This window comes from Pseudoduganella albidiflava, assembly GCF_004322755.1.
Classification (GTDB): domain Bacteria; phylum Pseudomonadota; class Gammaproteobacteria; order Burkholderiales; family Burkholderiaceae_D; genus Rugamonas; species Rugamonas albidiflava.
In genome coordinates this window covers 4717130-4742835 of record NZ_CP036401.1, presented here as the reverse complement: position 1 = coordinate 4742835, position 25706 = coordinate 4717130, and the positions used below count along the sequence as shown (strand labels likewise).

General features: G+C 66.7%; 24 protein-coding genes. 14 read left to right on the top strand and 10 right to left on the bottom strand.

All coding sequences use genetic code 11. The features are described from left to right. Positions 1-46 precede the first annotated feature (46 nt). Entirely contained in the window at positions 47-412 is a 366-nt protein-coding gene (locus EYF70_RS19585; RefSeq protein ID WP_131146914.1) for a hypothetical protein, read from the top strand. An 88-nt stretch (positions 413-500) separates the two neighbouring features. Here EYF70_RS19585 and EYF70_RS19580 read toward each other — a convergent pair whose 3' ends face one another. The 7 genes from EYF70_RS19580 to EYF70_RS19550 form a co-directional block, all read right to left on the bottom strand. Then, positions 501-1409 (bottom strand): universal stress protein, encoded by a 909-nt coding sequence (locus EYF70_RS19580; RefSeq protein WP_131146913.1) that lies wholly within the window; start codon positions 1407-1409, stop codon positions 501-503. A 65-nt stretch (positions 1410-1474) separates the two neighbouring features. Then, entirely contained in the window at positions 1475-1900 is a 426-nt protein-coding gene (locus EYF70_RS19575; protein WP_131146912.1) for a TraR/DksA family transcriptional regulator, read from the bottom strand. Beyond that, entirely contained in the window at positions 1897-2469 is a 573-nt protein-coding gene (locus EYF70_RS19570) for a hypothetical protein (RefSeq protein WP_229420463.1), read from the bottom strand. The genes EYF70_RS19575 and EYF70_RS19570 overlap by 4 nt, the downstream gene beginning before the upstream one ends. Then, positions 2466-3374: a hypothetical protein gene (locus EYF70_RS19565; RefSeq protein ID WP_174800416.1), complete on the bottom strand. Its 909-nt coding sequence runs from the start codon at positions 3372-3374 to the stop codon at positions 2466-2468. Before EYF70_RS19565 ends, EYF70_RS19570 begins: the two co-directional genes overlap by 4 nt. 93 nt (positions 3375-3467) lie before the next feature. Further along, positions 3468-4286: a hydroxypyruvate isomerase gene (hyi, locus tag EYF70_RS19560; protein ID WP_131146911.1), complete on the bottom strand. Its 819-nt coding sequence runs from the start codon at positions 4284-4286 to the stop codon at positions 3468-3470. A gap of 141 nt (positions 4287-4427) precedes the next feature. Next, positions 4428-5870, bottom strand: a complete 1443-nt coding sequence (locus tag EYF70_RS19555; protein ID WP_131146910.1) for a DEAD/DEAH box helicase — start codon at positions 5868-5870, stop codon at positions 4428-4430. A 184-nt stretch (positions 5871-6054) separates the two neighbouring features. Beyond that, positions 6055-6837 carry an inositol monophosphatase family protein gene (locus EYF70_RS19550; RefSeq protein ID WP_131149207.1) on the bottom strand — a complete coding sequence of 261 codons (783 nt, stop codon included), beginning with the start codon at positions 6835-6837 and terminating at the stop codon, positions 6055-6057. 235 nt (positions 6838-7072) lie between these two features. Between EYF70_RS19550 and EYF70_RS19545 the strand changes: the two genes are divergently transcribed. From EYF70_RS19545 to EYF70_RS31395, 7 genes are all read left to right on the top strand, one after another. Continuing rightward, entirely contained in the window at positions 7073-7876 is an 804-nt protein-coding gene (locus EYF70_RS19545) for an RNA methyltransferase (protein WP_131149206.1), read from the top strand. A gap of 243 nt (positions 7877-8119) precedes the next feature. Continuing rightward, positions 8120-9052 carry an esterase/lipase family protein gene (locus tag EYF70_RS19540; protein WP_131146909.1) on the top strand — a complete coding sequence of 311 codons (933 nt, stop codon included), beginning with the start codon at positions 8120-8122 and terminating at the stop codon, positions 9050-9052. Positions 9053-9205: 153 nt separating this feature from the next. Next, positions 9206-12859, top strand: a complete 3654-nt coding sequence (locus EYF70_RS19535) for an EAL domain-containing protein (RefSeq protein WP_131146908.1) — start codon at positions 9206-9208, stop codon at positions 12857-12859. A gap of 11 nt (positions 12860-12870) precedes the next feature. Beyond that, positions 12871-13137 carry a hypothetical protein gene (locus tag EYF70_RS19530; RefSeq protein ID WP_131146907.1) on the top strand — a complete coding sequence of 89 codons (267 nt, stop codon included), beginning with the start codon at positions 12871-12873 and terminating at the stop codon, positions 13135-13137. A gap of 98 nt (positions 13138-13235) precedes the next feature. Beyond that, entirely contained in the window at positions 13236-13904 is a 669-nt protein-coding gene (locus EYF70_RS19525) for a TetR/AcrR family transcriptional regulator (protein WP_131146906.1), read from the top strand. Then, positions 13901-14449: an LOG family protein gene (locus tag EYF70_RS19520; protein ID WP_131146905.1), complete on the top strand. Its 549-nt coding sequence runs from the start codon at positions 13901-13903 to the stop codon at positions 14447-14449. Before EYF70_RS19525 ends, EYF70_RS19520 begins: the two co-directional genes overlap by 4 nt. A gap of 15 nt (positions 14450-14464) precedes the next feature. Continuing rightward, on the top strand, positions 14465-14908 hold the full coding sequence (locus tag EYF70_RS31395) for a hypothetical protein (RefSeq protein ID WP_218943701.1): 444 nt from the start codon (positions 14465-14467) through the stop codon (positions 14906-14908). Positions 14909-15018: 110 nt separating this feature from the next. Here EYF70_RS31395 and phaP read toward each other — a convergent pair whose 3' ends face one another. After that, positions 15019-15585: a phasin family protein gene (gene phaP / locus EYF70_RS19510; protein ID WP_131146904.1), complete on the bottom strand. Its 567-nt coding sequence runs from the start codon at positions 15583-15585 to the stop codon at positions 15019-15021. Between the two features lie 360 nt (positions 15586-15945). Between phaP and EYF70_RS19505 the strand changes: the two genes are divergently transcribed. After that, complete coding sequence (locus EYF70_RS19505) at positions 15946-16344, top strand: VOC family protein (protein WP_131146903.1); 399 nt, start codon at positions 15946-15948, stop codon at positions 16342-16344. Positions 16345-16685: 341 nt separating this feature from the next. Next, a complete protein-coding gene (locus EYF70_RS19500) occupies positions 16686-18062 on the top strand; it encodes a glycoside hydrolase family 27 protein (RefSeq protein WP_131146902.1) in 1377 nt (458 codons plus the stop codon). Between the two features lie 30 nt (positions 18063-18092). Here EYF70_RS19500 and EYF70_RS19495 read toward each other — a convergent pair whose 3' ends face one another. Together EYF70_RS19495 and EYF70_RS19490 are read right to left on the bottom strand one after the other, a co-directional pair. Beyond that, positions 18093-19079 (bottom strand): tripartite tricarboxylate transporter substrate binding protein, encoded by a 987-nt coding sequence (locus tag EYF70_RS19495; RefSeq protein WP_131146901.1) that lies wholly within the window; start codon positions 19077-19079, stop codon positions 18093-18095. A 97-nt stretch (positions 19080-19176) separates the two neighbouring features. Further along, the gene (locus EYF70_RS19490) at positions 19177-20238 is read right to left on the bottom strand and encodes a porin (RefSeq protein WP_131146900.1); all 1062 of its coding nucleotides are present in this window, start codon (positions 20236-20238) and stop codon (positions 19177-19179) included. 223 nt (positions 20239-20461) lie between these two features. Here EYF70_RS19490 and EYF70_RS19485 point away from each other — a divergent pair, with 223 nt between their 5' ends. The 4 genes from EYF70_RS19485 to EYF70_RS19470 all read left to right on the top strand — a co-directional run bounded on the left by EYF70_RS19485 (position 20462) and on the right by EYF70_RS19470 (position 25609). After that, positions 20462-21151, top strand: coding sequence for a response regulator (locus EYF70_RS19485; protein WP_131146899.1), 690 nt, complete (start codon positions 20462-20464; stop codon positions 21149-21151). A gap of 13 nt (positions 21152-21164) precedes the next feature. Next, positions 21165-22619 (top strand): sensor histidine kinase, encoded by a 1455-nt coding sequence (locus tag EYF70_RS19480; RefSeq protein WP_131146898.1) that lies wholly within the window; start codon positions 21165-21167, stop codon positions 22617-22619. A 259-nt stretch (positions 22620-22878) separates the two neighbouring features. Further along, positions 22879-24354 (top strand): CitMHS family transporter, encoded by a 1476-nt coding sequence (locus EYF70_RS19475; RefSeq protein WP_131146897.1) that lies wholly within the window; start codon positions 22879-22881, stop codon positions 24352-24354. Positions 24355-24598: 244 nt separating this feature from the next. Then, positions 24599-25609: a zinc-binding alcohol dehydrogenase family protein gene (locus EYF70_RS19470; protein WP_131146896.1), complete on the top strand. Its 1011-nt coding sequence runs from the start codon at positions 24599-24601 to the stop codon at positions 25607-25609. Positions 25610-25706: the final 97 nt, after the last annotated feature.

The following is a 25706-nucleotide window of genomic DNA, read 5'->3' as shown; positions in this document are numbered from 1 at the left end:
ATCGGGGCCGGCACCGTCGCGCCACGTTATTTCTGGAGGGGCGTGCATGACACACGCATGGGTAGAGCTCACGGGGCCTGACGGCCACAACGTGCAGGCACCGACCGAGGCGCAACTGGCTGCCGCGCTGTCGGAAATCTACGAGGGCGATGGCGCCGGGGCGGACGGCATTCCGCCCTCGGCGGTGCTGCGCTTCGGCTACGACGACGGGCTGATGTACCAGATGGAAGTGGTGCGCGGCGGTGCGGGCGGGGGCGCGATCCGTTTCGAGGAGTGGTCGGACCGCGATTGCGAGATCGCGCTGGCCAGTCCACGCCGCATGTCGGCCGGCAAGGAAGACGCGCTGCAGTTATGGAAATGGATGGCCCAGCGCCAGGTGGCGAAGATCCGCGACCAGGACTGGCAGGAATGAGGCGGAGCGTGCCGTGTGCACGCATTCGAAATGCCGCTTATTGCGCCTTGTATTGCGCCATCTTATTGCGCCACCTTATTGCGCGATCTCAATGCGCCATCAGCACCGGCACCGTCATGGCTTCCAGCACGGTGCGCGTGACGCCGCCCAGCAGGGTTTCGCGGAAGCGCGAGTGGCCATACGCGCCCAGCACGACGAGATCGCAGCCGGTTTCGCCGGCCAGCATCAGCAATGCCTCGCCGACATCGCCCGGACGCTTCAGCAAGCCCTGGCGGGCTGTCTGCCGCACCTGGGTATCGGCCGAAATGCCGTGGCGCGCCAGCCATGCCAGCACGTCGGCGCCCGGCGTGTCGCCGAATGCCGCCGGGCGCAGGTCGGCATCGATCATCGCCAGCGTTATCTTGTCGGCCCGCGCCAGCAGCGGCAGCGCCTCGCGCACGGCGCGCGCGGCTTCCTTGCTGGCATTCCAGGCGACCAGGATGTGGCGGCCGGGTGCCGGCGCGCCCGGGCTTGCCACGCCCGCCGGGGTAACGGAAATCGAACCGCGCGGGCGTGCCGTGAAGGGCACCACCATTACCGGGCAGCCGGATTCGGTGAGCACCTCGGCCGGGAACGCCGCCGGAGACCCGCTGCGCCCATCCGGCGGCGCCTGGCCGACGATGGCCAGGTCCGCATGCCGTGCCACCAGTGCCAGGCCGGCGCCGGGTTCGTCGTCGAGCACCCGTTCCTCGACACTGTGCACGCCCAGCGCGTGCAACTGCGGCGCGAAGCCGGCCAGCGCGCGGCGGGCGCGCTCGCGCAGCACGTCGAGATGCAGCGCGAGGTTGGGGTCTTCGTCGTCGACCATCTCGTTCTGGTAGAGGAAGCGGGAGACGCCGGTCAGCGCCACGCCGATCACGTGCGCGCCGTGCTGCAGCGCCAGGTCGGCCGCCATCAGCACCCGCGCCGCGGAGTGGGGTGCCTCGTCCACGTGTACCACGATCGTCTTGTAGCCCATGGGGGAATTATAGGACGGGTGGGCGGGGTGGCTGCGCACATCACGGCGCCGGCAGCCCCCCGTGCTCAACGCCGGTGCTGCTCCAGCCGGGTCTGGCAAGCGATGCAGAAGCGCGCCTCGGGGCGGGCTTCCAGCCGGGAATAGCCGATCGGCTCGCCGCAGTTTTCGCAATCGCCATAGTCGCCGGCCTCGCCGCCGCCGCCACCATGGCCGCCATCGCCATGCGGGCCGTCATCGTCGCCGTCGAATTTGGCCAGTGCGTGGCGGATCGACGACAGTTGCGCCAGCCGAAGTTCGTCCGCCTCCGCTTCCAGCTGGTTCAGCGTGCGGTTGCTGGCGCTGTCGGCGGGGGAGGTTTCCACTTCCTCGACAGCCTGGGCACGGTTGGACTCGCCCGCCGGCCGGGCCGCAAGCTGCCGCAGCAGCGCGAGCTTGCGCTGCTCGAGCGAGGCATGCAGCGCCGCGCGCTGGACCGGGGTCAGGGCATTCATGTCTCCATTGTATGCCCGTCCCCGGCGGGGAGGGAGGCCTTCTTGGCAGTGTCCGGTAATGCGGCGAGGTGTTCCTTCAGGTCTTCCAGCGCGGGCACCAGGGCTTCCGGCTTCAATGCCGCGATCGCGGCGGCCGCGTTCAGCAGCGCCGAGGCAATCCCGGCCAGTTCCTTCGCGCGGTCGATGCGCCGGATGTGCTCGCGGGCACGCGCCGCCAGGTCGAGCAGTTCGCGGGCGGGCAGGGCCAGCGCCCGGGCGGCGTATCCGGTCGCGTCCGCATACAGGGCGTTGGCTTGCTGGCGCAGGGCGATTTCCTGCTCGAACAGCGCCTGCGCCTCGCCGTGCGAGATCGCCTGGCCGGAGGTGGCGGCATTCTTGCGGATTGCCGCCATGATGCGCTTGTGCAGCACATGCGCGCTGTCGGACAGGCTGTCGGCCAGCGCTTCGATGTCCGCGGGGGACATGGAAACAGCCGCGCCGGCACCCTTGGTGTCGTCGGTGCGATTGGTGTCGCTGGTGCCGCCGGTGCCTTCGGCGCCTGTGGCGCCCGTGCTGGTGGTCTGGTTCATGGCGTGCCTCCTGCCTGGTTGGCGGCAACGCGTGCCGCCGGTTGCGGATCGGCCGGCGCCGGGGCCAGGCCACGGTACAGCGCTTCATGCCGGTCGCGGATCGCCTGCACGTGCTGCCGGGCCAGCGTGTGGCGCCGGCCCAGCAGCCGGTATTCATCAAGCTTGTCCTGCCGGTGGGCTTTCGCCAGGGCCGCCAGCAGCCGCTCCTGCGGACTGTCGGCAAACGGGATCTCCGTTTCCAGCATGCCGATCACGATGGCCTGCTCGTTGTCGTGGTTCTTGTCGTAATAGCGCAGCACGGTGCTCATCGCGTCGAGCGAGTCACGCAGTGGCTCGTAGCCGTCGCGCAGCATGTCCTGCACGGCCTGGTCCTGGGCGCGCCCGGTACCGATGCGCGCCAGCAGCCGCGCCAGGCCGGACACCGCATTCACGTGGCGGTCGGTCAGGCCCGTGTCGGGCCAGGCCTTGATGCCTTTCGCCACATCCTTGATCTGGTCGCCCGGGTCGAACTGGTCGCCGCCGGCCAGCTTGCCCAGCGTGCGCAGGTAGGCGACGACCGCCTCGTGGATCGCCACCAGGTCCGGGTAGGCGGCGCGGCGCTGGGCGTCGATGGCTTGCTCGCGGCGATCGGCGGCCGGGCTCAGGTAGGGTTGTTCACGCTGGTACGTATCGCGGTAACGCTGGCTCAATTCCGCATAACCGTTCAGCTTGGGCGCTTCGGCGGCAAAGGCACGCACTTCCTTCAGGCGCGCGTTGCCGGCGCACCCGGCCAGCAGGGCGGCCAGCAGCAACAGGATCGTCAGGCGAAGGATCGGGGAACGAAGGATCGGGGAGCGAAGGATCGAAAAGCGGGGGATGGAACGGCCGGCGGGCGGCAGGAACCGTGGCAGGAAGGAAGGGCGCATGATGTTCCCGTGTCGTGAGCGGAATTAACATCTTGCGCCTGCAAGAGCGTCACTGTTTGCGGCAACGCAAACAGCGGGAGCCGGGCGGGAAAGTCAGGCGGCGGGATTCAGGCAGGCAACGGCTGGCAGCGCCGCGGCGGACGCACCGCTGCGCCACTGCAAGCCGGCCACCGTGTCGCCGAGGGGCTGGTATTCGCAGCCGATCCAGCCGTCATAGCCCAGTTCGTCCAGCAGGGCGAACACGCCGTCGAAGTCGATCACGCCGGTGCCGGGCTCGTGGCGGCCCGGCGCATCGGCCAGTTGCACGTGGCGGATATGCGGCAAGGCGCGCCGCAGCATCGCCGGCACGTCTTCGCCCATGCTGTGCATGTGATAGATGTCGGATTGCAGGAATACGTTGCTGCTGTCGCAGGCGGCGATGATGTCCAGCGCCTGCTCGGTGCGCGACAGGAAATAGCCGGGCATGTCCACCGTGTTGATCGGTTCGATCAGCAGGCGGATACCGCGCGGGCCGCACAGGTTCGCGGCGTATTCGACATTGAACAGGTAGGTTTCGCGGGCGCGGCGCAAGTCCATGCCTGGCGGAATCACGCCGGCCAGGCAATGCAGCTGGGGCACACCGAGCAGCGTGGCGTATTCCAGCGCGCGGTGCACGCTGTTGCGGAAGTCCTTGTGGCGGCGGGGATCGCAGGCCAGGCCGCGATCGCCGGCCGCCCAGTTGCCTGCCGGCAGGTTGAGCAACACCATGCGCAAGCCGTTATCGTCGAGCCGGCGCCGGATCAGCGCCGGCTCGTGCTCGTAGGGGAACTGGCATTCGACGGCATCGAAACCGGCCGCGCGCGCGGCAGCAAACCGGTCCAGGAAAGGCAGTTCCGTGAACAGCACGGTCAGGTTGGCGGCAAATTTAGGCATGTGCGTTGGTCATGTGCGGCTAGTTATCTGAAAGCCACTATGGTATCAACCGCGGGCGGGGTTAGCAATTATGCACGGTTTCCCATCTGGCCACCAACACGGCAGCCAGCCAAGCCTGAATCTGCGCCAGGTGAGGCGGAATCAGCGCCCGCGGCCGCCGCTGCCGCCACGGTTGCCGCCACCGCTGCCACCGCCACCGCCGGAACGGGAGGGGGCGTTGCCGGCCGGGCGCTGGCCACCGCGGGGTGCGGCGCTGCGTACGCCCGGAGCCGCTGCCGGCCGGGCGCTACCGCTGTTGCCACCGCCGCTGCCGTTGCTCGCGCGCGACACGCCAGGCTTGCCTCGGCCGCCGCCGGGGTTGCCGCCGGCGCGCGGATTGCGGTGCGGGCCGTTGCCGCTGCGCAGCTGGATCGGCTGCGGGCGAGCGGTCGGGTCCGGCTCGAAGCCGGCGATCACTTCGCGGGGCAGGGTTTGCTTGATCAGCTTTTCGATGTCTTTCAACATGTCGTGCTCATCCACGCACACCAGCGACACGGCCTCGCCCTTGGCGCCGGCGCGGCCGGTGCGGCCGATGCGGTGCACATAGTCTTCCGGCACGTTCGGCAAGTCGTAGTTCACCACGTGCGGCAGCTGGTCGATATCGATGCCGCGCGCGGCGATGTCGGTGGCCACCAGCACCTGCAGCGTGTTGTCCTTGAACTCGGCCAGGGCGCGGGTGCGCGCCGACTGGCTCTTGTTGCCGTGGATCGCCATCGCCTTGATGCCATCCGCGCCCAGCTGGTCGACCAGCTTGTTGGCGCCGTGCTTGGTGCGGGTAAATACCAGCACCTGCGTCCATTTGTGCGTGCGGATCAGGTGCGACAGCATCGGGTGTTTCTTGTCGCGGTCGACCGGGTGGATCTTCTGCGCGATGATTTCCACCGTCGAATTGCGCCGCGCCACTTCGATCGTGGCCGGCTTGTCCAGCAGGCCATCGGCCAGCGCCTTGATCTCGTCGGAGAAGGTGGCCGAGAACAGCAGGTTCTGGCGCTTGGCCGGCAACGCGGCCAGCACCTTGCGGATATCGCGGATGAAGCCCATGTCCAGCATCCGGTCGGCTTCGTCCAGCACCAGGATCTCGACCTTGTCCAGGTTCACGGTGCCTTGCTGCATGTGGTCGAGCAGGCGGCCCGGCGTGGCGACGAGGATGTCGACGCCATGCTTGAGCTGCTTGATCTGCGGATTGATCGACACGCCGCCGAAGATCACGGCCGAGTTCAGTTTGGTGTATTTGCCGTACACGCGCACGCTTTCCTCGACCTGGGCGGCCAGTTCGCGGGTGGGCGTCAGGATCAGGGCGCGGATCGACCGGGTCGAGGTGTTGTTCGCCAGCTTGGCGCCGACCGCGTCGGTGGACAAGCGGTGCAGCAGGGGCAGCGTGAAGCCGGCGGTCTTGCCGGTACCGGTCTGGGCGCCGGCCAGCAGGTCGCCACCGTTCAGCACGGCGGGAATGGCTTGGGTCTGGATGGGCGTCGGCGCGGTATAACCCGTTTCGGTCACGGCACGGACGATCGCATCGGACAAGCCGAGTTGGGAGAAGGACATAGTTGCTCTGGAAGAATACAGCCCCATGCCAGTCGCAGGCAGGGAAAATGTTGAATGAGGCCGGACTGGTCGGCAATTTCTCTCAGGCAGTATATCAGTATTGAGGGAAACTGAATTTCGTAATAGAAATAAAAAAGGCCCCGAAGGGCCTTTTTTTGTATCAAAGCTACACGAAATGTTGATTTCAGGAAAATTCAGCAAGTAAACCGACCATCTGGCCAAACACGCGGGGGCTGCCGGCGATCACGTGGCCGGTCCGCATGTAGTCCGATTCGCCATTGAATTCGCCGGCGATACCGCCCGCCTCGGTCACCAGCAGCGTGCCGGCGGCGATATCCCATGGCTGCAGGCTCTTCTCGTAATAGCCGTCCAGGCGGCCGCTGGCCACGTAAGCCAGGTCCAGCGCGGCGGAGCCGGCCCGGCGCACGCCGTGGCAGCGCTCGGCCATGATGCCGTACATCTTCAGGTATTCTTCCAGCGCCTTCGGGCTGCCGTTCTTGTAGCCGGTGCCCAGTAGCGCGCCGGCGATGCGGTCCAGCTTGCGCACGCGGATACGCTTGTCGTTCAGGAACGCGCCGGCGCCTTTTTCAGCCGTGAACAGTTCGTTGCGCACCGGATCGTAGACGACGCCCAGCGTGATCACGCCGCGCTGCTGCAGCGCGATCGATACCGCGTACTGGGGAAAACCATGGATGAAGTTGGTGGTGCCGTCCAGTGGATCGATGATCCACACGAATTCGCTCTCGTCGTTCACATTGCCGGTGGTGCCCGATTCCTCGCCCAGGAAGGCGTGGGAAGGGTAGGCCTTCTGCAGCACCTCGATGACGGCCTCCTCGGCGGCGCGATCCACGTCGGTGACGAAATCGTTCGGATTCTTTTCGGCGAAGCTGACCCGGTCGAGGTCGAACGAAGCGCGGTTGATGACGGCGGCGGCGCGGCGCGCGGCCTTCACGGCCGTGTTGAGCATTGGATGCATGGCAATTCCGTAGAAAAATGACAGGCCGCCATGGCAGTCGGATGCCTGCGCGGCGGTGGCTGTGTGAACAGGAGCGAATTAAAAGAGCGGCGCAAAACGAAAGGCACAACAACGAAGCAGACCACGTTGCGCACATCGGCAAACATCGCGCCGATGGCGGCAAAACGCGGCGCAAACCCCGGGCGTTGTAAAATCTTCCGTTTCGCGAAAACCGCTATTCTAAATGATGCCGCAGGAAATAACACTGAGCACGCCGCCTTCGCAGCCTCCGCAGCCTCCGCAGTCTCTTTTCCAGCGGCTGAGGGTCGTGCTGGTGGAAACCAGCCGCCCCGGCAATATCGGTTCGGTCGCCCGGGCCATGAAGACGATGGGCTTTGCCGAGCTGGTGCTGGTCAATCCCCGTGTCGAGGGCGCCTTGCAGCACGAGGAAGCCGTGGCCTTCGCCAGCGGCGCGCAGGATGTGCTGGCCAGTGCCCGCATCGTCGCCACGATGGCCGAGGCGCTGGAGGGCATCAACTTCGCCGCCGCCGTGTCGGCCCGGCTGCGCGAGTTCTCGCCACCCGTGCACACGCCGCGCGAAGTGGCGGTGCAGGTGGCCGCGGCTGCCGAGCTGTACCCCGCGCTCATCCTGGGCAACGAGCGCTTCGGCCTGCCGAACGAGATCGTCGAACGCTGCAACGTATTGATCAATATCCCCGCCAATCCCGGGTATTCGTCGCTGAACCTGGCCCAGGCCGCGCAGGTGCTGCTGTACGAGTGCCGCATGGCGGCCCTGGACGGCGCGGTACCGGCCGCCTCGCCGGTCGGCTTTTGCGGCGACGCGGCCAGCCAGGCGCAGATCGAAGGCATGTACGCGCACCTCGAGCAGGCGCTGGTGGCGATCGGCTTCCTCGACGCGGGCAATCCCCGCAAGCTGATGCCGCGCCTGAAGCGGCTGTTCGCCCGCACCGGCCTGGAGACGGAAGAAGTCAACATCCTGCGCGGCATCGCCCGGCAGATGATGGCGCACGGGCGCAAGCCGGAGGAGTGAATTCCGCTGGCGCGGGAGACTCTGGTGTCGAACGCCGTTTTCCGTGAGAATGGTGCCTGATAACGGAGCCTGATAACGGTGCCTGATAACGGTGCTTGATACCGGTGCCTGACAACGGTGCTTGCTACCGGTTACCGGTTTCCGTCCGGGTACGCCGTCCCATTCACGGCTGGCGAATTGGCTGGCGAAATGGCTGGCGAATCGGCTAACGAATTGGCTGCAAAAAATGGCTGGGGAAATGAAATGGTAGTCCGCATCCTGCTGGCAATCATGGTGGTGCAGATCGCGGCGGCGCTGGCGATCTGGTATGCCGCCGCGCGCTATGTGCCGCTCGACCTGGCCTTGCTGCTGGCGCTGCTGTCGGTGGTGCTGGTACGCGGCGCGATCAGTGCCAACAATTTCCGCATGGCGCGCAAGTTTTCCAGCGACGTGCCGGCCGAGCACCAGCTCGACCTGGCGGCCCGGCTGTGCCTGTTCTGCGGCGAATTCCGCGCCTCGATGCTCACCTCGTCCTGGACCATGCTGCGCCACCGGCCCGCCCCCTTCTTCGCCCCCGAGGCCAGGGCGCTGCCCGTGCTGCTGGTGCACGGCTATGGCTGCAACGGCGGCTTCTGGGCGGCCCTGCGCGCCCGGCTGCGGTGCGAACGCATCAGCCACGATACCGTCGACCTCGAGCCTGTCACCGCGCCGCTGGACGATTACGTGGAACACGTCGAACGCGCCGTGCAGCGGCTGCTCGCCGCCACCGGCGCGCCGCGCGTGGTGATCGTCGGCCACAGCATGGGCGGGCTGGTGGCGCGCGCCTGGCTGCGCCGCCACGGCGCGGCGTACGTGGCGCGCATCGTCACTGTCGGCACGCCGCACCACGGCACCGGCCTGGCCGCGCTGGGCATCGGCGCCAACGCGCGGCAGATGCGCCAGGATGCCGAATGGCTGGCGCAGCTGGCCCAGGACGACGCGGCGCACCGCGCGCTGGTCACGTCGATCTGGTCGTGGCACGACAATATCGTGGCGCCGCAGACGTCCTGCCGCCTGGCGGGCGCGAAGAATATCGCCTTCGGCGGCATCGGCCACGTGGCGCTGGGCAGCGATCCGCGCGTGCTGTGTCGCATCCTCGATGAAATTCTCACCGCCGGCCCTTTGACGCGGCCGCTTTCCCCCGCTACAATCTGTTGACTTACGGCAATACTTACTTATGTCGGGACAATAACCGCCAAGGCGGGACGGGCACGCCTGCCGTGCATCGCGTCCGTACGGAATAAGGGATACTGACAGGACGGGGAGGGCTGCTGCCCGGCAACTACAATGTAAAACAAGAGGGAGGGACACGTGTCTGCACGCATCCTCATCATCGAAGACAATCCCACCAACATGGAGTTGATGGTGTACCTGCTGCGCGCCTTCGGCTACACGCCGCTCACCGCGAGCGACGGCGAAGAAGGCGTGGCGGCGGCGCGGCGCGAGCTGCCGGACCTGATCATCTGCGACGTGCACCTGCCCAAGCTCGACGGTTATGGCGTCGTCTCCACGCTGAAGGCCGATCCGGCCACCCGGCGCATTCCCGCACTGGCGGTCACCGCGCTGGCCATGGTGGGTGACCGCGAACGCCTGCTCGGTGCCGGGTTCGACGGCTACATCGGCAAGCCGATCGAGCCGGACAGTTTCGTCACGCAACTCGAATCTTTTTTGCCAGGGGAGATGTCGCCCCGTAAAACAGACGACATCGCAACGATCCTGATCGTCGACGATCATGTGCTGAACCGGCAGTTCCTGATGACCCTGCTGGGCTTTTCCGGCCACCGCCTGATGGAGGCGGCCAGCGGCATCGAAGCGCTCAGGCTGATGGAGCGCGACCGGCCCGACCTGATCATCTCCGACATCCTGATGCCGAACATGGATGGCTACGAATTCGTGGCCCGCGTGCGCGACAATCCGGAAACGGCCAACGTGCCGATCATCTTCTATACCGCCACCTACCGCGAACGCGAAGCGGTGGCCGTGGCACAGTCGTGCGGCGTGCGCTGGGTGCTGCCGAAGCCCTCCGATCCGGACGTGATCATGGCCACCGTGCAGGAAGCCCTGGGCGTGCCCGCCGGCCAGGCCGACGTGCCGGACTTCTCAGCCGGGCTGGCCGCCGGCCTGGGCGATTCGCCGGGCGATGACAGCAAGCTGGGCGGCATTGGCCACAAGATGGCCGAGTACCTGGACGAAGTGGAATCGTCGACCCAGGTGATTTCCGAACTGGCCCATCATGAAACGCCGGACGGCGAAACCGAGCGGCTGCGCTCGATGACGCAGCGGCTGTCGAACAGCCTGTCCAGCCTGCAGGCGGTGAGCCTGCGGCTGACGGCGCTGATCGAGCTGGGCATCGACCTGTCCGCCGAGCGCGAGCCGCAGGCGCTGGTCGATATCGGCTGCAAGGTCGCGCAAAACATCTGCGTGGCGAAATACGCCTGCATCGGCGTGCTCAATAGCGAGGGCGAGGGCGAAGGCGGCGGGCTGGGCTGGTTCAGCCACTGCGGTACCGCCGAGGGCGCCCAGGCGGTGTGCGCCACGCCGAAGGCCGGCATCCTCAACCGCATCCTGCAGGAACGCCAGCCGGTGCGCCAGCACGCGCTGCCGGGCGACCCGGCGCACCTGGGCCTGCCGGAAGGTCACCCGGCCGTGCATTCCTTCCTGGGTGTGCCGATCGCGTCCGGCACGCGCGTGCATGGCTGGCTGTACCTGGCGGACAAGCTGGGCGACGACGGCTTCTCCGAAGTCGATGAACGCATCGCCGTCACCGTCGCCGCGCAGATCGCCGTGTCGTATGAAAATCTGCAGCTGTACGAGGAAGTGCGCCGCAGCCACGCGCAGCTGCAGCAGGACATGGCGGCGCGCAACCGGCTCACCGAAGACCTGCGCCGCTTCCGCCTGGCGATGGATGCCACGGCGGACGCGATCTTCCTGGTCGACCGCGCCAATACCTGCTTCGTCGACGTCAACGTGACCGCGTGCCGCATGCTGGGTTTCGAGCGCGAGGATTTCCTGCTGGTGGGCCAGCGCGAGCGGGGCAGCGCGCCGATGCAGCTGATCGACCTGTACGACAAGCTGCTGGCCGGCGACCAGGGCGGCGCCATGGCCGAACTGATGCTGCACCGGCGCGACGGCTCGCTGATGTCGGTCGAGGTGCAGCGCCGCACGCTGCGCTCCGGGCAGAACTGGATCCTGGTGGCCGTGGCGCGCGACATCACGGAACGCAAGGAAGCCGAACGCCGCCTGCTGAAACTGGCCCATTTCGACACGCTGACGAACTTGCCGAACCGCAGCCAGCTGTATGAATCGCTGACCCATTCGCTGAAGCAGGCCGCCGAGCACCGCTGGGCGCTGGCCGTGCTGTTCCTCGACATGGACCGTTTCAAGAACATCAACGATACGCTGGGCCACACGATCGGCGACGAACTGCTGAAGCAGTTCTCCAGCCGCCTGGTCGACTGCCTGCGCGTGCGCGATACGATCGGCCGCTTCGGCGGCGACGAGTTCGCCGCCATCCTGATGCTGCCGGAAGGGGTGCAGGGCGCGCTGCCCGTGCTCGAGAAGCTGCGCGAAGCCATGCGCAAGCCGTTCGACCTGCAGGGGCATGAAGTCACCGTCACCGCCTCGATCGGCATTTCGGTCTACCCGGACGACGGGCAGGATGCCGATACGCTGATCAAGTATGCCGACACGGCGATGTACCGTGCCAAGGAAGCGGGGCGCGACGCCTACCGCTTCTTCACGGCCGAGATGAACGCCCAGTCGCTGGCCCGGCTGGACCTGGAAAACGCGCTGCGGCGCGCCATCGACAACCGCGAGTTCGTGCTGTATTTCCAGCCGAAGATCGACATCGGCACGGGCCGCATCAGCGGCGCCGAGGCGCTGCTTCGCTGGAACCGGCCCGGCCACGGCATGGTGTCGCCGGCCCTGTTCATCCCCTTGCTGGAAGAGACCGGCCTGATCGTGCGGGTGGGCGCCTGGGTGATCGATGAGGCGTGCCGCCAGATCGCGCACTGGATCAAGAGCGGCGCGGGCGCGGTGCAGATTTCCGTGAACGTGTCCGGTATCCAGTTCTTCGTCGGCGGGCTGGAGGAAGAAGTCCTGCGCGCGCTGCGCGAGCACGATATCCCGCCCGAGCTGCTCGAGCTGGAGCTGACGGAAAGCTCGCTGATGAGCAATGCCGAGGAAACCATCACGATGCTGCAGAACCTGAAGGAACTGGGCATCAAGATCTCGATCGACGACTTCGGCACCGGCTATTCGTCGCTGGCCTACCTGAAGCGCTTCCCGATCGACAAGCTGAAGATCGACATCGCCTTCGTGCGCGAAGTGACCTCGAACCCGGACGACGCGGCGATCGTGCTGGCCATCATCAACATGGCGCACAGCATGAAGCTGAAGGTGATCGCCGAAGGCGTGGAAAAGGACGCCCAGCTGGCCTACCTGCGCCGGCACGACTGCGACGAGATGCAGGGCTATTTCTTTTCGCGGCCAGTGCCGGCCGACGATTTCGAACTGATGCTGCGCGAGAAGCGCCACCTGGCCGCGCCGGCCGACGAAGTGCCCGACGATGGCAAGCCGACCCTGCTGATCGTCGACGACGACGCCTTCATGCTCGACGTGCTGTCGGACTTCCTGGCCCAGGACGGCTACCGGATCCTCACGGCGCAAACGGCGCTGGAAGGCTTCGACATCCTGGCGCGCCACAACGTGCAGGTGATCCTGTGCGACCAGTGCATGCCGACGATGAGCGGCACCGAGTTCATGCAGCGGGTCAAGAACCTGGCGCCCGATACCTTCCGCATCATGCTGTCGGCCTACGCGGACCTGACGCCCATCATGGCCGCCATCAACCAGGGCGCGATCGACCGCTTCTACACCAAGCCTTGGAAGGGCGCGGTATTGCGCGAAAACATCCGCGAGGGGTTCCGGCTGTACTCGCAGTCGAGGAGGGCCCAGGCGGCTTAGGAGAGCACATCATGGTGAAAAAACGCATCCAGGCAATCTGGCAGGCCGGCCTCGAAGACTTCGCGGCGCGCCGCGAACGCGCCGAAACCCTGCGCGCCGCCGTGCGGCATGAATCGGCCGCGTCGCCGAAGCGGCAGTTGCGCGACCGGGCGATGGAAGAGCAGGTGCAGCGCGCCGTGATCTCCGCCACCGCGCCGCTGCGGCAGGAAGTGGAGGCGCTGAAGCAGCAGGTCGATGGCTTGCGGGCCCAGGTGGGCAAGCTGAAGAAGGACCGCTAGCGCTCCGCTGGCCCGCCGCGGCCCGCGCGGCCGGGACAACTCCGCACGGCCGTGCCATCGGTGTTATGCTGGCGACCAAAACAACAGCACCTCCGGCCATGTTACAGAAAGCTCCCAGAAGAACACGCGAACGCATCCAGGAATTGTCGCTGCGCCTGTTCAACGAATTCGGCGAACCGAACATCACCACGACCGTGATCGCCGAAGAACTGAGCATCTCCCCGGGTAACCTGTACTACCACTTCCGCAACAAGGACGACATCGTCAACTCGATCTTCGTCCAGTTCGAGCAGGAAATCGAACGCATCCTCCACGTACCGGCCGGGCGCCGCTCGAACATCGAAGACGTGTGGCAGTACCTGCACCTGATGTTCGAGCTGATCTGGCGCTACCGCTTCTTCTACCGCGACCTGAACGACCTGCTGTCGCGCAACCGCAAGCTGGAACTGCACTTCAAGCAGATCCTGGCGCACAAGATCAAGGTGGCCAGGCAGCTGTGCGAAGACTTGCGCAGCGAAGGGGCGCTGGAAGCGAACGATGTGAAGATCGATGCGATGGCAACCAATATGGTGGTGGTGGCCACCTACTGGCTGTCGTATGAATACGTGCGCAATCCGCGCAAGTACACCGAGCAGCAGTCGATGGCCGATGCGCTGGCGCGCGGCTGCTACCAGGTGCTGATCCAGGTCGAACCCTACCTGCGCGGCGAAACGCTGGCGCGCTTCCAGAAACTGTCCGACGACTACCTCAAGAAACTGAACAAGTGAAATCTGTCTGTGTGTACTGTGGCGCCAATGCCGGCGCCAGCCCGCTGTATGCGGAACGCGCGCGTGCCCTGGCGGCCGCGCTGGTCGATGCCAACCTGGCGCTGGTCTATGGCGGCGGCAACGTGGGGCTGATGGGCGTGATCGCCGACGAAGTGCTGCGCCTGGGTGGCGAGGTGACGGGCGTGATCCCCACCGCGCTGGTCGAGCGCGAAGTGGGCCACACGGGGCTGACGCGGCAATTCATCGTCAAGGACATGCACGAGCGCAAGGCCATGATGGCCCAGCTGTCCGACGGCTTCATCGCCATGCCCGGCGGGCTGGGCACGCTGGAAGAACTGTTCGAGATGCTGACCTGGTCGCAGCTGGGCATCCACGACAAGCCGATCGCGCTGTTCAACGTCGATGGCTTCTACGACCGGCTGATCGATTTCGTCGCGCACGCGCGCGAAGAAGGCTTCATCCACCCGCGCAACGCGGAGCGGATGCTGGTCGAGGCCGAGCCGGCGGCGCTGGTGGCGCTGCTGAAGGGGCAGCGGGGCGGGTGATGCGCGCCGGCGTACATGCATGCCGCCCTTGCCGTAACGGATAGTGACGAAACGACCGCACAGGGAGCCGTGGTGCCGGTGGCAGGCTGCATCCATAGGAAAGTGCCCGGTCTGTTCGCGATGCCGGTGCCGGCTTGCCGCGTTGTAGAGAATATTCAGGATGGAGCGATACCGATGCGATGGAGCCGCACAGGATTGGGATTGTCCGGCATGTACGTTGCCGTGACCGCTGCGGCGGTCGCCGCGGCGCTATGGGCGGAGCCCGGGGATCCCAAGGGGAGTTATGTCTTGCTGCAACTGCCGATCGCCCTGCAATTGGCGGCATTGCCTGACAGCCTGTTGCAGCGGATGGGCGGCATGTCGTGGACGATGGCCTACCTTGCCATCTGGCCGCCGACCTTGCTGGCGCTGTATGCGCTCGGCCACTGGGCCGGCTATCCGTTCAGGCGGCGCCGGTAACGCGAGGCCGCCAGCCAGCAGGGCTGGTGTCCCGGTCGCAGTTCGTCGAATGCATTGAACGATTCCGCAACGCGGGACACCGTGAGTGCGCCGGCTGGCGCGGGCGCCGATTACTTGGCGGCGGCAGCCAGCGGGCTGTTCTTGACGGCCGAATTGAACTGGTTCACCGCGGCGGTCACGTTAGCTTCGATCGTGTCCGAAGCCTGCTTCGCCGAACGGGTGAGCTGTTCGTAGCCGGCGTCGGCGTTGCCCAGTGCGGACTTGAACAGGGCGACGGCGTTTTCGCTGCCGGCCGGCGCGTGCTTGCTGGCTTCGTTCACCAGCGAAATCACCTTGCGGCTGTTTTCCGTGATTTGCGCCTTGGCCGCTTTCGAGAACTCGGCAGCCGTTTCGGCAGCGATCGACGACACCTGGCGGCCGTAGGCCAGGGCTTTTTCAGCCGCCGGCTGGGCCTGCGCCGTGCTCAGCGAGAAGAACTCTTGCGGGTTGCTGGCCGACAGCAGCTGCTTGGCGGTGACGGAAGAACCCTCCAGCGATGCCTTGGCAGTGGCCATGTTCAGTGCCGCCAGTTTCTGGAAGCCTTCCAGCGCCGTGTTGGTCAGGGCCGAGAAGCTGGCGAACTGGTTGTCGAAGCTGGCCTTGGCGGCATTGGAAAATTGCTCGGGAATCGTGGACATGGTGTTCTCCAGTGTAATCACATTGATGAGAGGTCGTGATTGACCGCTCAAGCTAATCTATTGTGCAGCGCAACAAAGTTCAGTGTACAGGGATGAGGGGGGAAGTCAAGCGAAGTTTTGTGCAGTGCACAATGCAATGCGCCATCGAGCTGGGGTAATCGGCGACCAGGCCTGGACGGGACAGTGTCCGGGACAAGTGCTGGTCGATGCGCCAGCCGGGCAGCACACGCCGGGTCGGCGCAGCCCGGCTCTGCGAGTGACCCGGTATTTTCTTGATTACATTGTCGATTTAACCCATCATCGTTCGTCGTCAGAATGCCAGACCCGTTATTCCACCCACCTTTACCAAATGAGGATGTCATGAATAAACAGATCTTCGTCAACCTGCCGGTCAGCGACCTCGACAAATCCAAGGAGTTTTTCCAGGCGCTCGGTTACACGTTCAATGCGCAATTCACCAACGAGAGCGGTGCCTGCCTGGTGATCGCCGAGGGCAGCATCTATGCGATGCTGCTGACGCACGCGTTCTTCAAGACCTTCATCGACAAGCCCATTGCGCAGGCGAAGGAGGCGACCGGGGTGCTGATCTGCCTGAGCTGCGAAAGCCGGGAGGAAGTCGACGGAATCGTGGCCAAGGCGATCGCCGCCGGCGGCCGGGCGCCGCGTGCGCCGCAAGACCATGGCTTCATGTACAGCCACGCCTTCGAGGACCTGGATGGCCACGTGTGGGAACTCGTGTGGATGGCACAGCAGGAGTGAAGGGGCTGGACGAAGCCTGCACAGGTCGGGCATCCACTTGCCGGCATTCCCGCTAGCGTCGGCGCGCTGGCGGCCAGCCGATGGCGCCACAGCCAGGGGGCGCAAGATGCCGTTTTCGGTATCGGAGCCGGTCATTTCGTGATCGCAGAAGGGGCCGCCGCGCCGGATTGCCGAGTTATCATCATGGGCGCTCGATCCGGGGGAGAAGACCGTCCGACGATTCCGCAGCCGCTGGCTCGAGGATCGGCGGGCGCCGGATCGAAGACGACGACAACGCGGAACCTGCCCCTGGCGACATTTGAAGGCGGCGGTCCAATCGATCATCCAATTCCTGGCAGAGCATGAACCCACACCGCAGAAACCTTCTTACCGCTTCCATCCTCACCGGCCTGGCCAGCGTGGCCCCTGCAGTCACCCCCACCGTCGCCAGCGCGGCAACGGCCACCCCGGTGCGCAAGACCAGGGAGCTGGCGCCGACCCCGCCGATGGGCTGGAACAGCTGGAACTCGTTCGCCACCACGATCACCGAAGCGCAGGCGCTGGAAAATGCCCGCATCATGGCGGAAAAACTGCTGCCGTCCGGGTATGACGTGTTCACCGTCGACATCCAGTGGTACGAGCCGAACGCCAACAGCTATGAATACCGCAAGGGTGCGGAACTGGCGATGGATGCCAACGGCCGCCTGCTGCCGGCGCCGAACCGTTTCCCCAGCGCGGCCGGCGGTGGCGGCTTCAAGGCGCTGGCCGACCAGGTGCACAAGCTGGGCATGAAGTTCGGCATCCACGTGATGCGGGGCATTCCGCGCCAGGCCGTGCGCGCCAACACGCCGGTGCTGGGCACGCAGTATCGCGCGCAGGACATCGCCAACACGAATTCGATCTGCGCATGGAATCCCGACATGTACGGCGTGGACATGAGCAAGCCCGGTGCCCAGGCCTACTACGATTCGATCTTCGCGCTGTATGCGTCGTGGGGCGTGGACTTCATCAAGATGGACGACATGTCGCGCCCCTACGATGCCAACTGGCCGGAAATCGAGGCGGCGCGCAAGGCGATCCAGAAGACGGGCCGGCCGATCACCCTCAGCCTGTCGCCGGGCGAAACGGACCTGAAGTGGGCCCTGCACGTGCCGCACTATGCGCAGATGTGGCGCATCTCGGACGACTTCTGGGATGAATGGAAATTGCTGCACGAGCAGTTCACGCGGCTGGAAAACTGGAATCCGTACATGGCCGCCAACGCGTGGCCGGATGCCGACATGCTGCCGCTGGGCCGACTGGCGCTCGGCGAGCGCGATACCAAGTTCACGCCCGACGAGCAGCAGACGCTGATGACGCTGTGGTCGATCGCCCGCTCGCCGCTGATCATGGGCGGCGACCTGCGCCACCTGGATGAGCGCACGCTGGCGCTGCTGACCAACCCGGAAGTGCTGGCCGTGAACCAGCGCAGCACGGCGAACCGGCCACACCGGGCCGACGCCGGCACGCGCATCTGGAGCGCCCAGCCCGCCGGCCAGGGCAACGTCCATTATCTCGCCCTGTTCAATACCGGCGACAGCGCCACCGAACTGGTGTTCGACCTGTCGCGCCTGAACCTGGGCGGCCGGCAGGTGAAGTGCCGCGACCTGTGGGCGCGGCGCGACATGGCGCCCGTCACGGGCAGCGTCAGGCAGGCATTGGCGCCGCACGCTTCCGTGCTGCTGCAACTGAGCGCCTGAGCGCCCGGGTGGCTTAACGCTCGCGCACCATTAACGCTCGCGCACCAGCCCGAACTGCCTGGCCTGGCGGTTGTAGGTGTCGGCGGTGCGCCGGACGTAGGCGGTCAGCGCCTCGCCCGTCAGCGTGAACGGATACAGCCCGGCCTGCGTGCGCATCTGCGCGAAGCCGGGCGCCGTTTCGATGCCGGCGAAGGCCGCCACCCAGCGCCGGTAGTCGGCCTCGGGCACGTCGGGTCCCATCCACACGCCGCGGATCACTGGCCAGACCACGTCATAGCCCTGTTCGCGCGCCGTCGGCACGCCGGCCAGCAGGCCGGGCAGGCGCCGTTCGGCCAGCACGGCCAGCACCCGCACCTTGCCGGGGCCGGCATTGAGCAGCGCTTCGGAGGTGTCGCCCGACACGGCCTGCACATGGTTGGCCTGCATCGCCACGAACTGCTCGCCGCCGCCTTCCAGCGCCACGAAGCGCAGCTTGCGCGGGTCGATGCCGGCCAGGCGCGCCAGCAGCGCCATCTTGATCCAGTCCTGGCTGCCCACCGTGCCGGACATGCCGATCAGCACCTGGCGCGGATCGCGCTTCAAGGCGCCGACCAGGTCGCCCAGCGTGCGATACGGCGAATCGGCGCGCACGGCAACCATGCCGTAGTCGGCGCCGAACGCGGCGACCCAGCGGACGTCGTTGACATCGGCCTTGCCGAACTTGCCCAGGGCCAGGTTCAGGATGGACCCGCTGGAAAAGGTGACCAGCGTGTTCGGTTCCGCACGGCGCTGCGATACCAGCGTGTGCCACGCTACCGCGCCCACGCCGCCGGGCAGGTAGCTCAGCTTGAGCTGCGGCGCGGCCGGGGTTTGCTGCAAGGCTTGCCGGGCCAGCTTGCAGGTCAGGTCCATCGCGCCGCCCGGCTTGGAGGGGATCAGGCATTCCGCTTCGGGCGGCGCGGCCCGGGCGTGCTCCAGGCAGAGCAGGGCAAGCCACGGCAGCAGGCGCGCGGCGAGGAAGCGGGGCAGGTGTTTCATTCGGCCATGCTTCATGCGGCCCTGTTTCATGCATCCATGTTTCATGCGCCCATCATAGCGCGCCGCGCGGGCGCGCCCGGGATCAATTCAACGATGGTCAGAAGCGGTGCTGGATGCCGGCCGTGATGCCGCTCTGCGTGGTGCCGGTGCCCGCGTCGTCGCGCGACAGCCCGACCAGCTGGCCTTCGTCGGCCTTGGCATGCGCGGCCGACACGTACAGCGTGGTGCGCTTGGACAGCGCCAGCATGGCGCGCGCCACGAACATCGTCGGATCGGCATCCTGGCCGGCCGGCAGGTTGCGCGTGTCGATGTGGTAGACGGCGCCGGTCAGCGTCACGTCGTCGATCACGCGGGTGATGCCGCCCCAGTAGGTATTGCCGCGCAGGTCGGCGGTCGCGGCGGCGCCATGGCGCAGCTTGTAGGCGCGCATGCCGGCCGTGTAGCGCCAGTCGCCCGTCGTGTAATCGCTCGCCAGGTGGCAGACGTTGGTCCTGTCGCGCCGGATGGCCGGGGCGACCGTGGTCCCGTTGACCTGTTCGCAGGCCGCCATCAGGCCGAGTCCCTTGCCGAACCACGAACCGCCCAGCGCGATCTTGCGGCCTTCGTTCGCGTTGCCGGCCCGTTCGCCCAGCCCGATCGAGGCGCCATAGGTAAAGCCGCCGCTCTTGCCGGTGTATTTGACCATGTTGTCGAACGACGTCGTCATGCCGTACTTCGACGGCCCGGTGGCGCCGCCGGTGGTGGCCCACGAGTAATTGGGCGCGAAGCCCAGTGGATCGAACTTGATCACCAGGTCGTACGTGGTGGTGAACGAGCGGCCGATGACGAGCCGGCCATACTTGCCGTCCAGGCCCACGTAGGCCTGGCGCTTGAACAGCGCGCCATCGGCGGCACCGGTGTCCATCAGGATGCCGCCTTCCAGGTTGTACACGGCCTTCAGGCCTCCGCCCAGGTCTTCGCTGCCGCGGATGCCCCAGCGCGAGGTGTTCTTGCCGCCCGAGATCACGCGCGCCAGGCTGCCGCCGTCGTCGCCGGCATGGTTGACGTATTCGACGCCGACGTCGAGCAGGCCGTAGAGCTCCACGCTGCTCTGGGCGAAGGCCGAATGGTTCAGGGAAAACGCCGCCAGGATGGCGAGCGCGAGTGCTGGTTGCTTCATGGTGTCTCCTGATCTGTCATTGTTGTGTGCCGCTTGTCCACGGGGCGGGGCGGACGGCTTTGAGCGGACTATATGCGCAGCGAGCTTTCAATTCCCTTTCAGTGCACGCGCGCCGCGGCCGGTACCCGCATCACAGTGCAGTGCAGTCGTTCCGGTGTCCGGCACCAGGCACTTCCGCGGCCCGGCCTTTCCCGGCGGCGCCGTTTGCGCTTACACTGGCGCGATGAGAATCCTGTTAGTCGAAGACCACGTCGAGCTGGCCCACTGGGTGTCGAAGGCTTTGCGCGATGCCAACCTCACCGTCGAGTGCGCCGCCACCGGCGCGGACGCGGACACGCTGCTGCATACCCAGGACTACGCGCTGGTGATCCTCGACCTGACCCTGCCGCGGATGGACGGGATGGAAGTGCTGCGCCGCCTGCGCGCCCGCGGCGGCAGCCGCGGCGGCACGCCCGTGCTGATCCTGACGGCGCGGGGCGGGCTGGAAGACCGGGTGCAGGGCCTGAACGAAGGCGCCGACGATTACCTGGCCAAGCCGTTCGAGCTGGCCGAGCTGGAGGCGCGCGTGAAGGCGCTGCTGCGGCGCCGCAGCGGCAACGAGGCCCTGGTGCACCGCTGCGGCCAGCTGAGTTTCGATACCGTGTCGCGCATGTTTTCCTACTGCGGCGAACCGCTTGCGCTCACGCCGCGCGAGCATGCCGTGCTGGAGGCGCTGATCGCCCGGCCGGGCCGCGCCCTGTCGAAGGAGAAGCTGTTCCAGGAAGTCTTCGCGCTGGAAGACGACGTCAACCTCGACGCCATCGAGCTGTATGTCCACCGCATCCGCAAGAAACTGGAACGCCGCCCGGATGGCGGCGCGTCGATCGTCACGCTGCGCGGCATCGGCTACATCATGCAGGAACGCCCGGCCTGACGCCGGCGCCGCCATGTCTTGGTTCGCCGCACCGTCCGGCCGCAACGGCGCCGCCACGCCGCTGGGCAGCCTGCGCAACCAGCTGCTGCGCTGGCTGATCCTGCCCCTCGTGGCGCTGGTGGCGCTGAACGCCGTGTCGGTGTACCGCGACGCGCTGGAAACCGCCGACATCGCCTACGACCGCTCGCTGCTGTCCTCCACGCGCGCGCTGGCGGAACGGGTTTCCGTGCGCGACGGCAAGGTCGTCGCGAATGTGCCCTACGTGGCGCTGGACAGTTTCGAGACCGATACGCTGGGCCGCATCTACTACAAGGTGACCGGGCTGCACGGCGAAACCGTGTCGGGCTACGGCGACCTGCCGGCGGTGCCGGCCAGGGAACCCCGCTCGGACCTGTATCCGGCGCTGGTGCGCTTCTATCATGCCGACTACAACGGCGAGCCGGTGCGCATCGCGGCGCTGCTGCAGCCGGTCTACGACGACACGATGCGCGGCATCGCGCTGATCCAGGTGGGGGAGACGCTCGACGCGCGCCGCGCGCTGTCGCGGCGCATCCTGGTCAACACGCTGCTGCGCCAGGCCCTGCTGGTGCTGGCCGTGGCCACGCTGGTGTGGTTCGCCGTGCGCCTGGTGCTGCGCCCGCTGATGCGGCTGAAGAACGAGTTCGAGACGCGGCCGCTGTCGGACCTGTCGAACATCGACCAGGCCCTGGTGCACCGGGAAGTGCGGCCGCTGGTGGCGGCCATGAACGGCACCATGGCGCGCATGCAGGCCCTGGTCGCCAGCCAGCGCCGCTTCATCGCCGACGCATCGCACCAGCTGCGCACGCCGCTGGCGGTGCTCAAGACGCAGGCCGAGATCGCCCTGCGCGAAGACGACCCGGCGGCCATGCGCGCCATCGTGCGCTCGATCGCCGGCACCACCGATTCGGCCATCCACCTGGCCAACCGGCTGCTCACGCTGGCGCGCATCGAGCATGGCGGCGGCAGCACGCCCGCCGGGCCGGTCGCGCTGGCGGCCGTGGCGGCCCAGGTGGGGCTGGAGCTGGCCGTGCCGGCCGTGCAGAAAGGCATCGACCTGGCGCTGGAGGCGGAGGAGGGCGCCGATACCACGGTGCACGGCCAGGAACTGCTGCTGCATGAGCTGGTCGCCAACCTGGTCGACAACGCGATCCGCTACACGCCGGCGGGCGGCAGCGTGCTGCTGCGGGTTGCCCGGCGCGAAGCCGGCGTGCTGCTGGAAGTGGCCGACAGCGGGCCCGGCATCCCGGCCGGGGAACGCGACAAGGTGCTGATGCCGTTCTACCGCGCCCAGGCCACGCTGGAAGCCAATCCCGGCGGCACCGGCCTCGGGCTGGCCATCGTGCGCGACATCGCCGGCCTGCATGGCGCCACCCTGGCGCTCGGCAGCGGGGAAGGTGGCCGCGGCCTGAAGGTCAGCGTGGTGTTCGAGGCCGATCCAGGCCACTGAAAGCCAGTTGAAAGCAACGCAAGCTTATAGTCGTTATAAGCAAGCGCAATAACGCGTGGCACAACGCGCCGACAACGACTGGAGACACGATGAACAAACCACTTTCGCGCGCGCCGTCCTGGCGCCGCCGATCCCGACGATTCCGGCATTGCCCCTGAATCCTGGCCCACGCGGCGTCGTTGCCTGAACCCGGCAACATTCGCAGCGCTTCCCGACCCCACAGCAAGAACGCAGGTTTGCACCTGCAAGGAGATCCATAATGTTGACCACCCTGGCCTATTCGATGGTCGTAGTGTTCATGTTCCTGATCATGACCAAGCGCCTGCCGGCGCTGGTCGCGCTGATCATCGTGCCGATCGCGTTCGGCATCATCGGCGGCTTCGGCCCCGAACTCGGGCCGATGATGCTCGACGGGATCAAGAAGCTGGCGCCGACCGGCGTCATGCTGATGTTCGCCATCCTGTACTTCGGCATCATGATCGATGCCGGCCTGTTCGACCCGGTGGTGCGCCGCATCCTCAAGATCGTCGACGGCGATCCCATGAAGATCGTGGTCGGCACGGCGGCGCTGGCGATGTTCATCTCGCTCGACGGCGACGGCGCCACCACCTACATGATCACCGTGTCGGCCATGCTGCCGCTGTACAAGCGCATGGGCATGAGCCGGCTGGTGCTGGCCTGCGTGATCATGCTGGCGGGCGGCGTGTTCAATATCCTGCCGTGGGGCGGGCCGACCGCGCGGGCCGCGAGCGCGCTGGGCGTGGACGTCAGCGAGATCTTCGTGCCGATGATCCTGCCGATGGCCGTCACCGCGCTGTGGGTGCTGTTCGTGGCCTACATGCTCGGCATGAAGGAGCGCAAGCGCATCGGCTTCGCGGCATTGCCGGCCAGCGGCGCCGAGCGCAAGGCCGCGCCCGCGGCCGGTTTCCCGCAGCCTGCCCTGGCCGGCATGCCGCCGACCGCCGAGCTGAATGCGATCGCCGACCAGTGGGTTGCCCATGGCGGCAGCGCCGACGCGGCCGGCGCCCAGGCCGCCGCGGCTGGCAGCGGCCCATCCGCCCCGGCAGCGTCGTCGCCGGAGATCACGCTGTCCGGCGCGGGCATCGCACGGCCCAAGCTGATCTGGATTAACTTCCTGCTGACGGCGGCCCTGATGGTGCTGCTGATCATGGGCGCGCTGCCGCTGCCGGCACTGTTCATGATCTTCTTCGCCATCGCCATCATGGTCAACTACCCGGGCCTGCAGGAGCAGAAGGAACGCATCGCTTCCCATGCCAGCAACGCCGTGCCCGTGGTGTCGCTGATCTTTGCGGCCGGCATCTTCGTCGGCATCCTGCAAGGCACCAAGATGGTCGATGCCATCGCCAACAGCGTCATCGCCGGGGTGCCGGAATGGATGGGGCCTTACCTGGCCGTGGTCACGGGCATCCTCAGCATCCCGTTCACGTTCTTCATCTCGAACGACGCGTTCTACTTCGGCATCGTGCCGGTGCTGGCCAAGGCGGCCGAGGTGTACGGCATCACCGCCGCCGAGATCGGCCGCGCATCGATCGTCGGCCAGCCGGTCCACCTGCTGAGCCCGCTCGTGGCCTCCACCTATCTGCTGGTCGGCATGTCGGAAGTGGAATTCGGCGACCACCAGCGCTACACGCTGCTGTGGTCGATCTCGGCAACCCTGGTGATGCTGGTCGCGGCCATCCTGTTCGGCGTGATCCCGCTGATGGGCAATGCATGAGCTGACTCATCCAATGCCGCCTGGTTGCGCCAACCCCAAGCGCAAAATCCGGGGTCGGACCCGTCGGGTCCGACCCCAGCAGTTCGCTTTTGGGGTAGAGGCAGGCATCAGTAACATGCTAGAAAGTCTAAGGAACCGGCATTAGCGTCACACCCTTACCGCTCACCGGCATGAGCGGTAAGACAGTAGATTTGTATCGTATATATGCAGTACACTGGGGCCTTCGGTGCAACGAAAGGGCCCCATGAAAGCTGTCGTTTGCGAATCCCCCGGCGAGCTGCGGCTGGTCGACCGGCCCATGCCAAAGGCTGGCCCGGGTGAAGTGCTGCTGCGGGTCCGCCGCATCGGCCTGTGCGGCACGGACATGCACATCTTCCGCGGCACCCAGCCCTACCTGGACTATCCCCGCGTGATGGGTCACGAACTGTCCGGCGAGGTGGTCACGGCCCCGGATGACAGCGGCCTGCGGGCCGGCGACCAGGTCTACGTGATGCCTTACCTGTCGTGCGGCCACTGCGTGGCCTGCCGCAAGGGCAAGACCAACTGCTGCACCCATCTGCAGGTACTGGGCGTGCACCGCGATGGCGGCATGGCCGAATACCTGCCGCTGCCCGCGCAATTCGTTTTCAGGACCGGCGGGATCTCGCTGGACGACGCGGCGATGCTGGAATTCCTCGCCATCGGTGCCCATGCCGTGCGGCGTGGCGATGTCAAGCCCGGCCAGAACGTGCTGGTGGCGGGCGCCGGGCCGATCGGCATCGCGGTGGCCCTGTTCGCCGGGCTGCAGGGCGCCACGGTCAGCGTGCTCGATACGCGTGAAGACCGGCTGGCGTTCTGCCGCAAGGCGCTGGGCATCGAGCGCACGGTGACGGTGGGCGAACATGACAAGGCCGCGCTGGCGGCCATCACGGGCGGCGAATTCTTCGACGCCGTGTTCGACGCCACCGGCAATGTGCGGGCGATGGAGCGCGGGCTCGAATTCGTCGCGCATGGCGGCAGCTACGTGCTGGTATCGATCGTGCGCGACCGCATCTCCTTCGACGACCCGGAATTCCACAAGCGCGAGACCACCCTGCTGGGCAGCCGCAACGCCACCGCAGCCGATTTCCAGGCCGTGCTCGCGGCCATGCAGGCCGGCCGGGTGCCGACGGCGCTGATGAACACGCACCGCGCCACGCTGGCCGGCTTCGTCGACGTGCTGCCGCGGTGGATGGACCCGGCCGCCGGCGTCATCAAGGCCATCGTCGAAGTGTGATGGCGCCGGGAAGCCGATGCGCGCAGAAGTGGACATATAAGCGGGCAGACAAGCGGGCAAACAAGCGGGCAAACAAGTGCGCAGGTCAATGGCCGGC

Bases quoted from the DNA above. Each gene is read 5' to 3' on its own strand.
- EYF70_RS19530 (WP_131146907.1), top strand. From the start codon at position 12,871: ATGGTGAAAAAACGCATCCAGGCAATCTGGCAGGCCGGCCTCGAAGAC.
- EYF70_RS31395 (WP_218943701.1), top strand. From the start codon at position 14,465: ATGCATGCCGCCCTTGCCGTAACGGATAGTGACGAAACGACCGCACAG.
- EYF70_RS19585 (WP_131146914.1), top strand. From the start codon at position 47: ATGACACACGCATGGGTAGAGCTCACGGGGCCTGACGGCCACAACGTG.
- hyi (WP_131146911.1), bottom strand. From the start codon at position 4,286: ATGCCTAAATTTGCCGCCAACCTGACCGTGCTGTTCACGGAACTGCCT.
- EYF70_RS19470 (WP_131146896.1), top strand. From the start codon at position 24,599: ATGAAAGCTGTCGTTTGCGAATCCCCCGGCGAGCTGCGGCTGGTCGAC.
- EYF70_RS19580 (WP_131146913.1), bottom strand. From the start codon at position 1,409: ATGGGCTACAAGACGATCGTGGTACACGTGGACGAGGCACCCCACTCC.
- EYF70_RS19485 (WP_131146899.1), top strand. From the start codon at position 20,462: ATGAGAATCCTGTTAGTCGAAGACCACGTCGAGCTGGCCCACTGGGTG.
- EYF70_RS19480 (WP_131146898.1), top strand. From the start codon at position 21,165: ATGTCTTGGTTCGCCGCACCGTCCGGCCGCAACGGCGCCGCCACGCCG.
- EYF70_RS19570 (WP_229420463.1), bottom strand. From the start codon at position 2,469: ATGAACCAGACCACCAGCACGGGCGCCACAGGCGCCGAAGGCACCGGC.
- EYF70_RS19505 (WP_131146903.1), top strand. From the start codon at position 15,946: ATGAATAAACAGATCTTCGTCAACCTGCCGGTCAGCGACCTCGACAAA.
- EYF70_RS19490 (WP_131146900.1), bottom strand. From the start codon at position 20,238: ATGAAGCAACCAGCACTCGCGCTCGCCATCCTGGCGGCGTTTTCCCTG.
- EYF70_RS19540 (WP_131146909.1), top strand. From the start codon at position 8,120: ATGGTAGTCCGCATCCTGCTGGCAATCATGGTGGTGCAGATCGCGGCG.
- EYF70_RS19525 (WP_131146906.1), top strand. From the start codon at position 13,236: ATGTTACAGAAAGCTCCCAGAAGAACACGCGAACGCATCCAGGAATTG.
- EYF70_RS19545 (WP_131149206.1), top strand. From the start codon at position 7,073: ATGCCGCAGGAAATAACACTGAGCACGCCGCCTTCGCAGCCTCCGCAG.
- EYF70_RS19575 (WP_131146912.1), bottom strand. From the start codon at position 1,900: ATGAATGCCCTGACCCCGGTCCAGCGCGCGGCGCTGCATGCCTCGCTC.
- EYF70_RS19495 (WP_131146901.1), bottom strand. From the start codon at position 19,079: ATGAAACACCTGCCCCGCTTCCTCGCCGCGCGCCTGCTGCCGTGGCTT.
- EYF70_RS19565 (WP_174800416.1), bottom strand. From the start codon at position 3,374: ATGCGCCCTTCCTTCCTGCCACGGTTCCTGCCGCCCGCCGGCCGTTCC.
- EYF70_RS19500 (WP_131146902.1), top strand. From the start codon at position 16,686: ATGAACCCACACCGCAGAAACCTTCTTACCGCTTCCATCCTCACCGGC.
- EYF70_RS19550 (WP_131149207.1), bottom strand. From the start codon at position 6,837: ATGCTCAACACGGCCGTGAAGGCCGCGCGCCGCGCCGCCGCCGTCATC.
- phaP (WP_131146904.1), bottom strand. From the start codon at position 15,585: ATGTCCACGATTCCCGAGCAATTTTCCAATGCCGCCAAGGCCAGCTTC.
- EYF70_RS19475 (WP_131146897.1), top strand. From the start codon at position 22,879: ATGTTGACCACCCTGGCCTATTCGATGGTCGTAGTGTTCATGTTCCTG.
- EYF70_RS19555 (WP_131146910.1), bottom strand. From the start codon at position 5,870: ATGTCCTTCTCCCAACTCGGCTTGTCCGATGCGATCGTCCGTGCCGTG.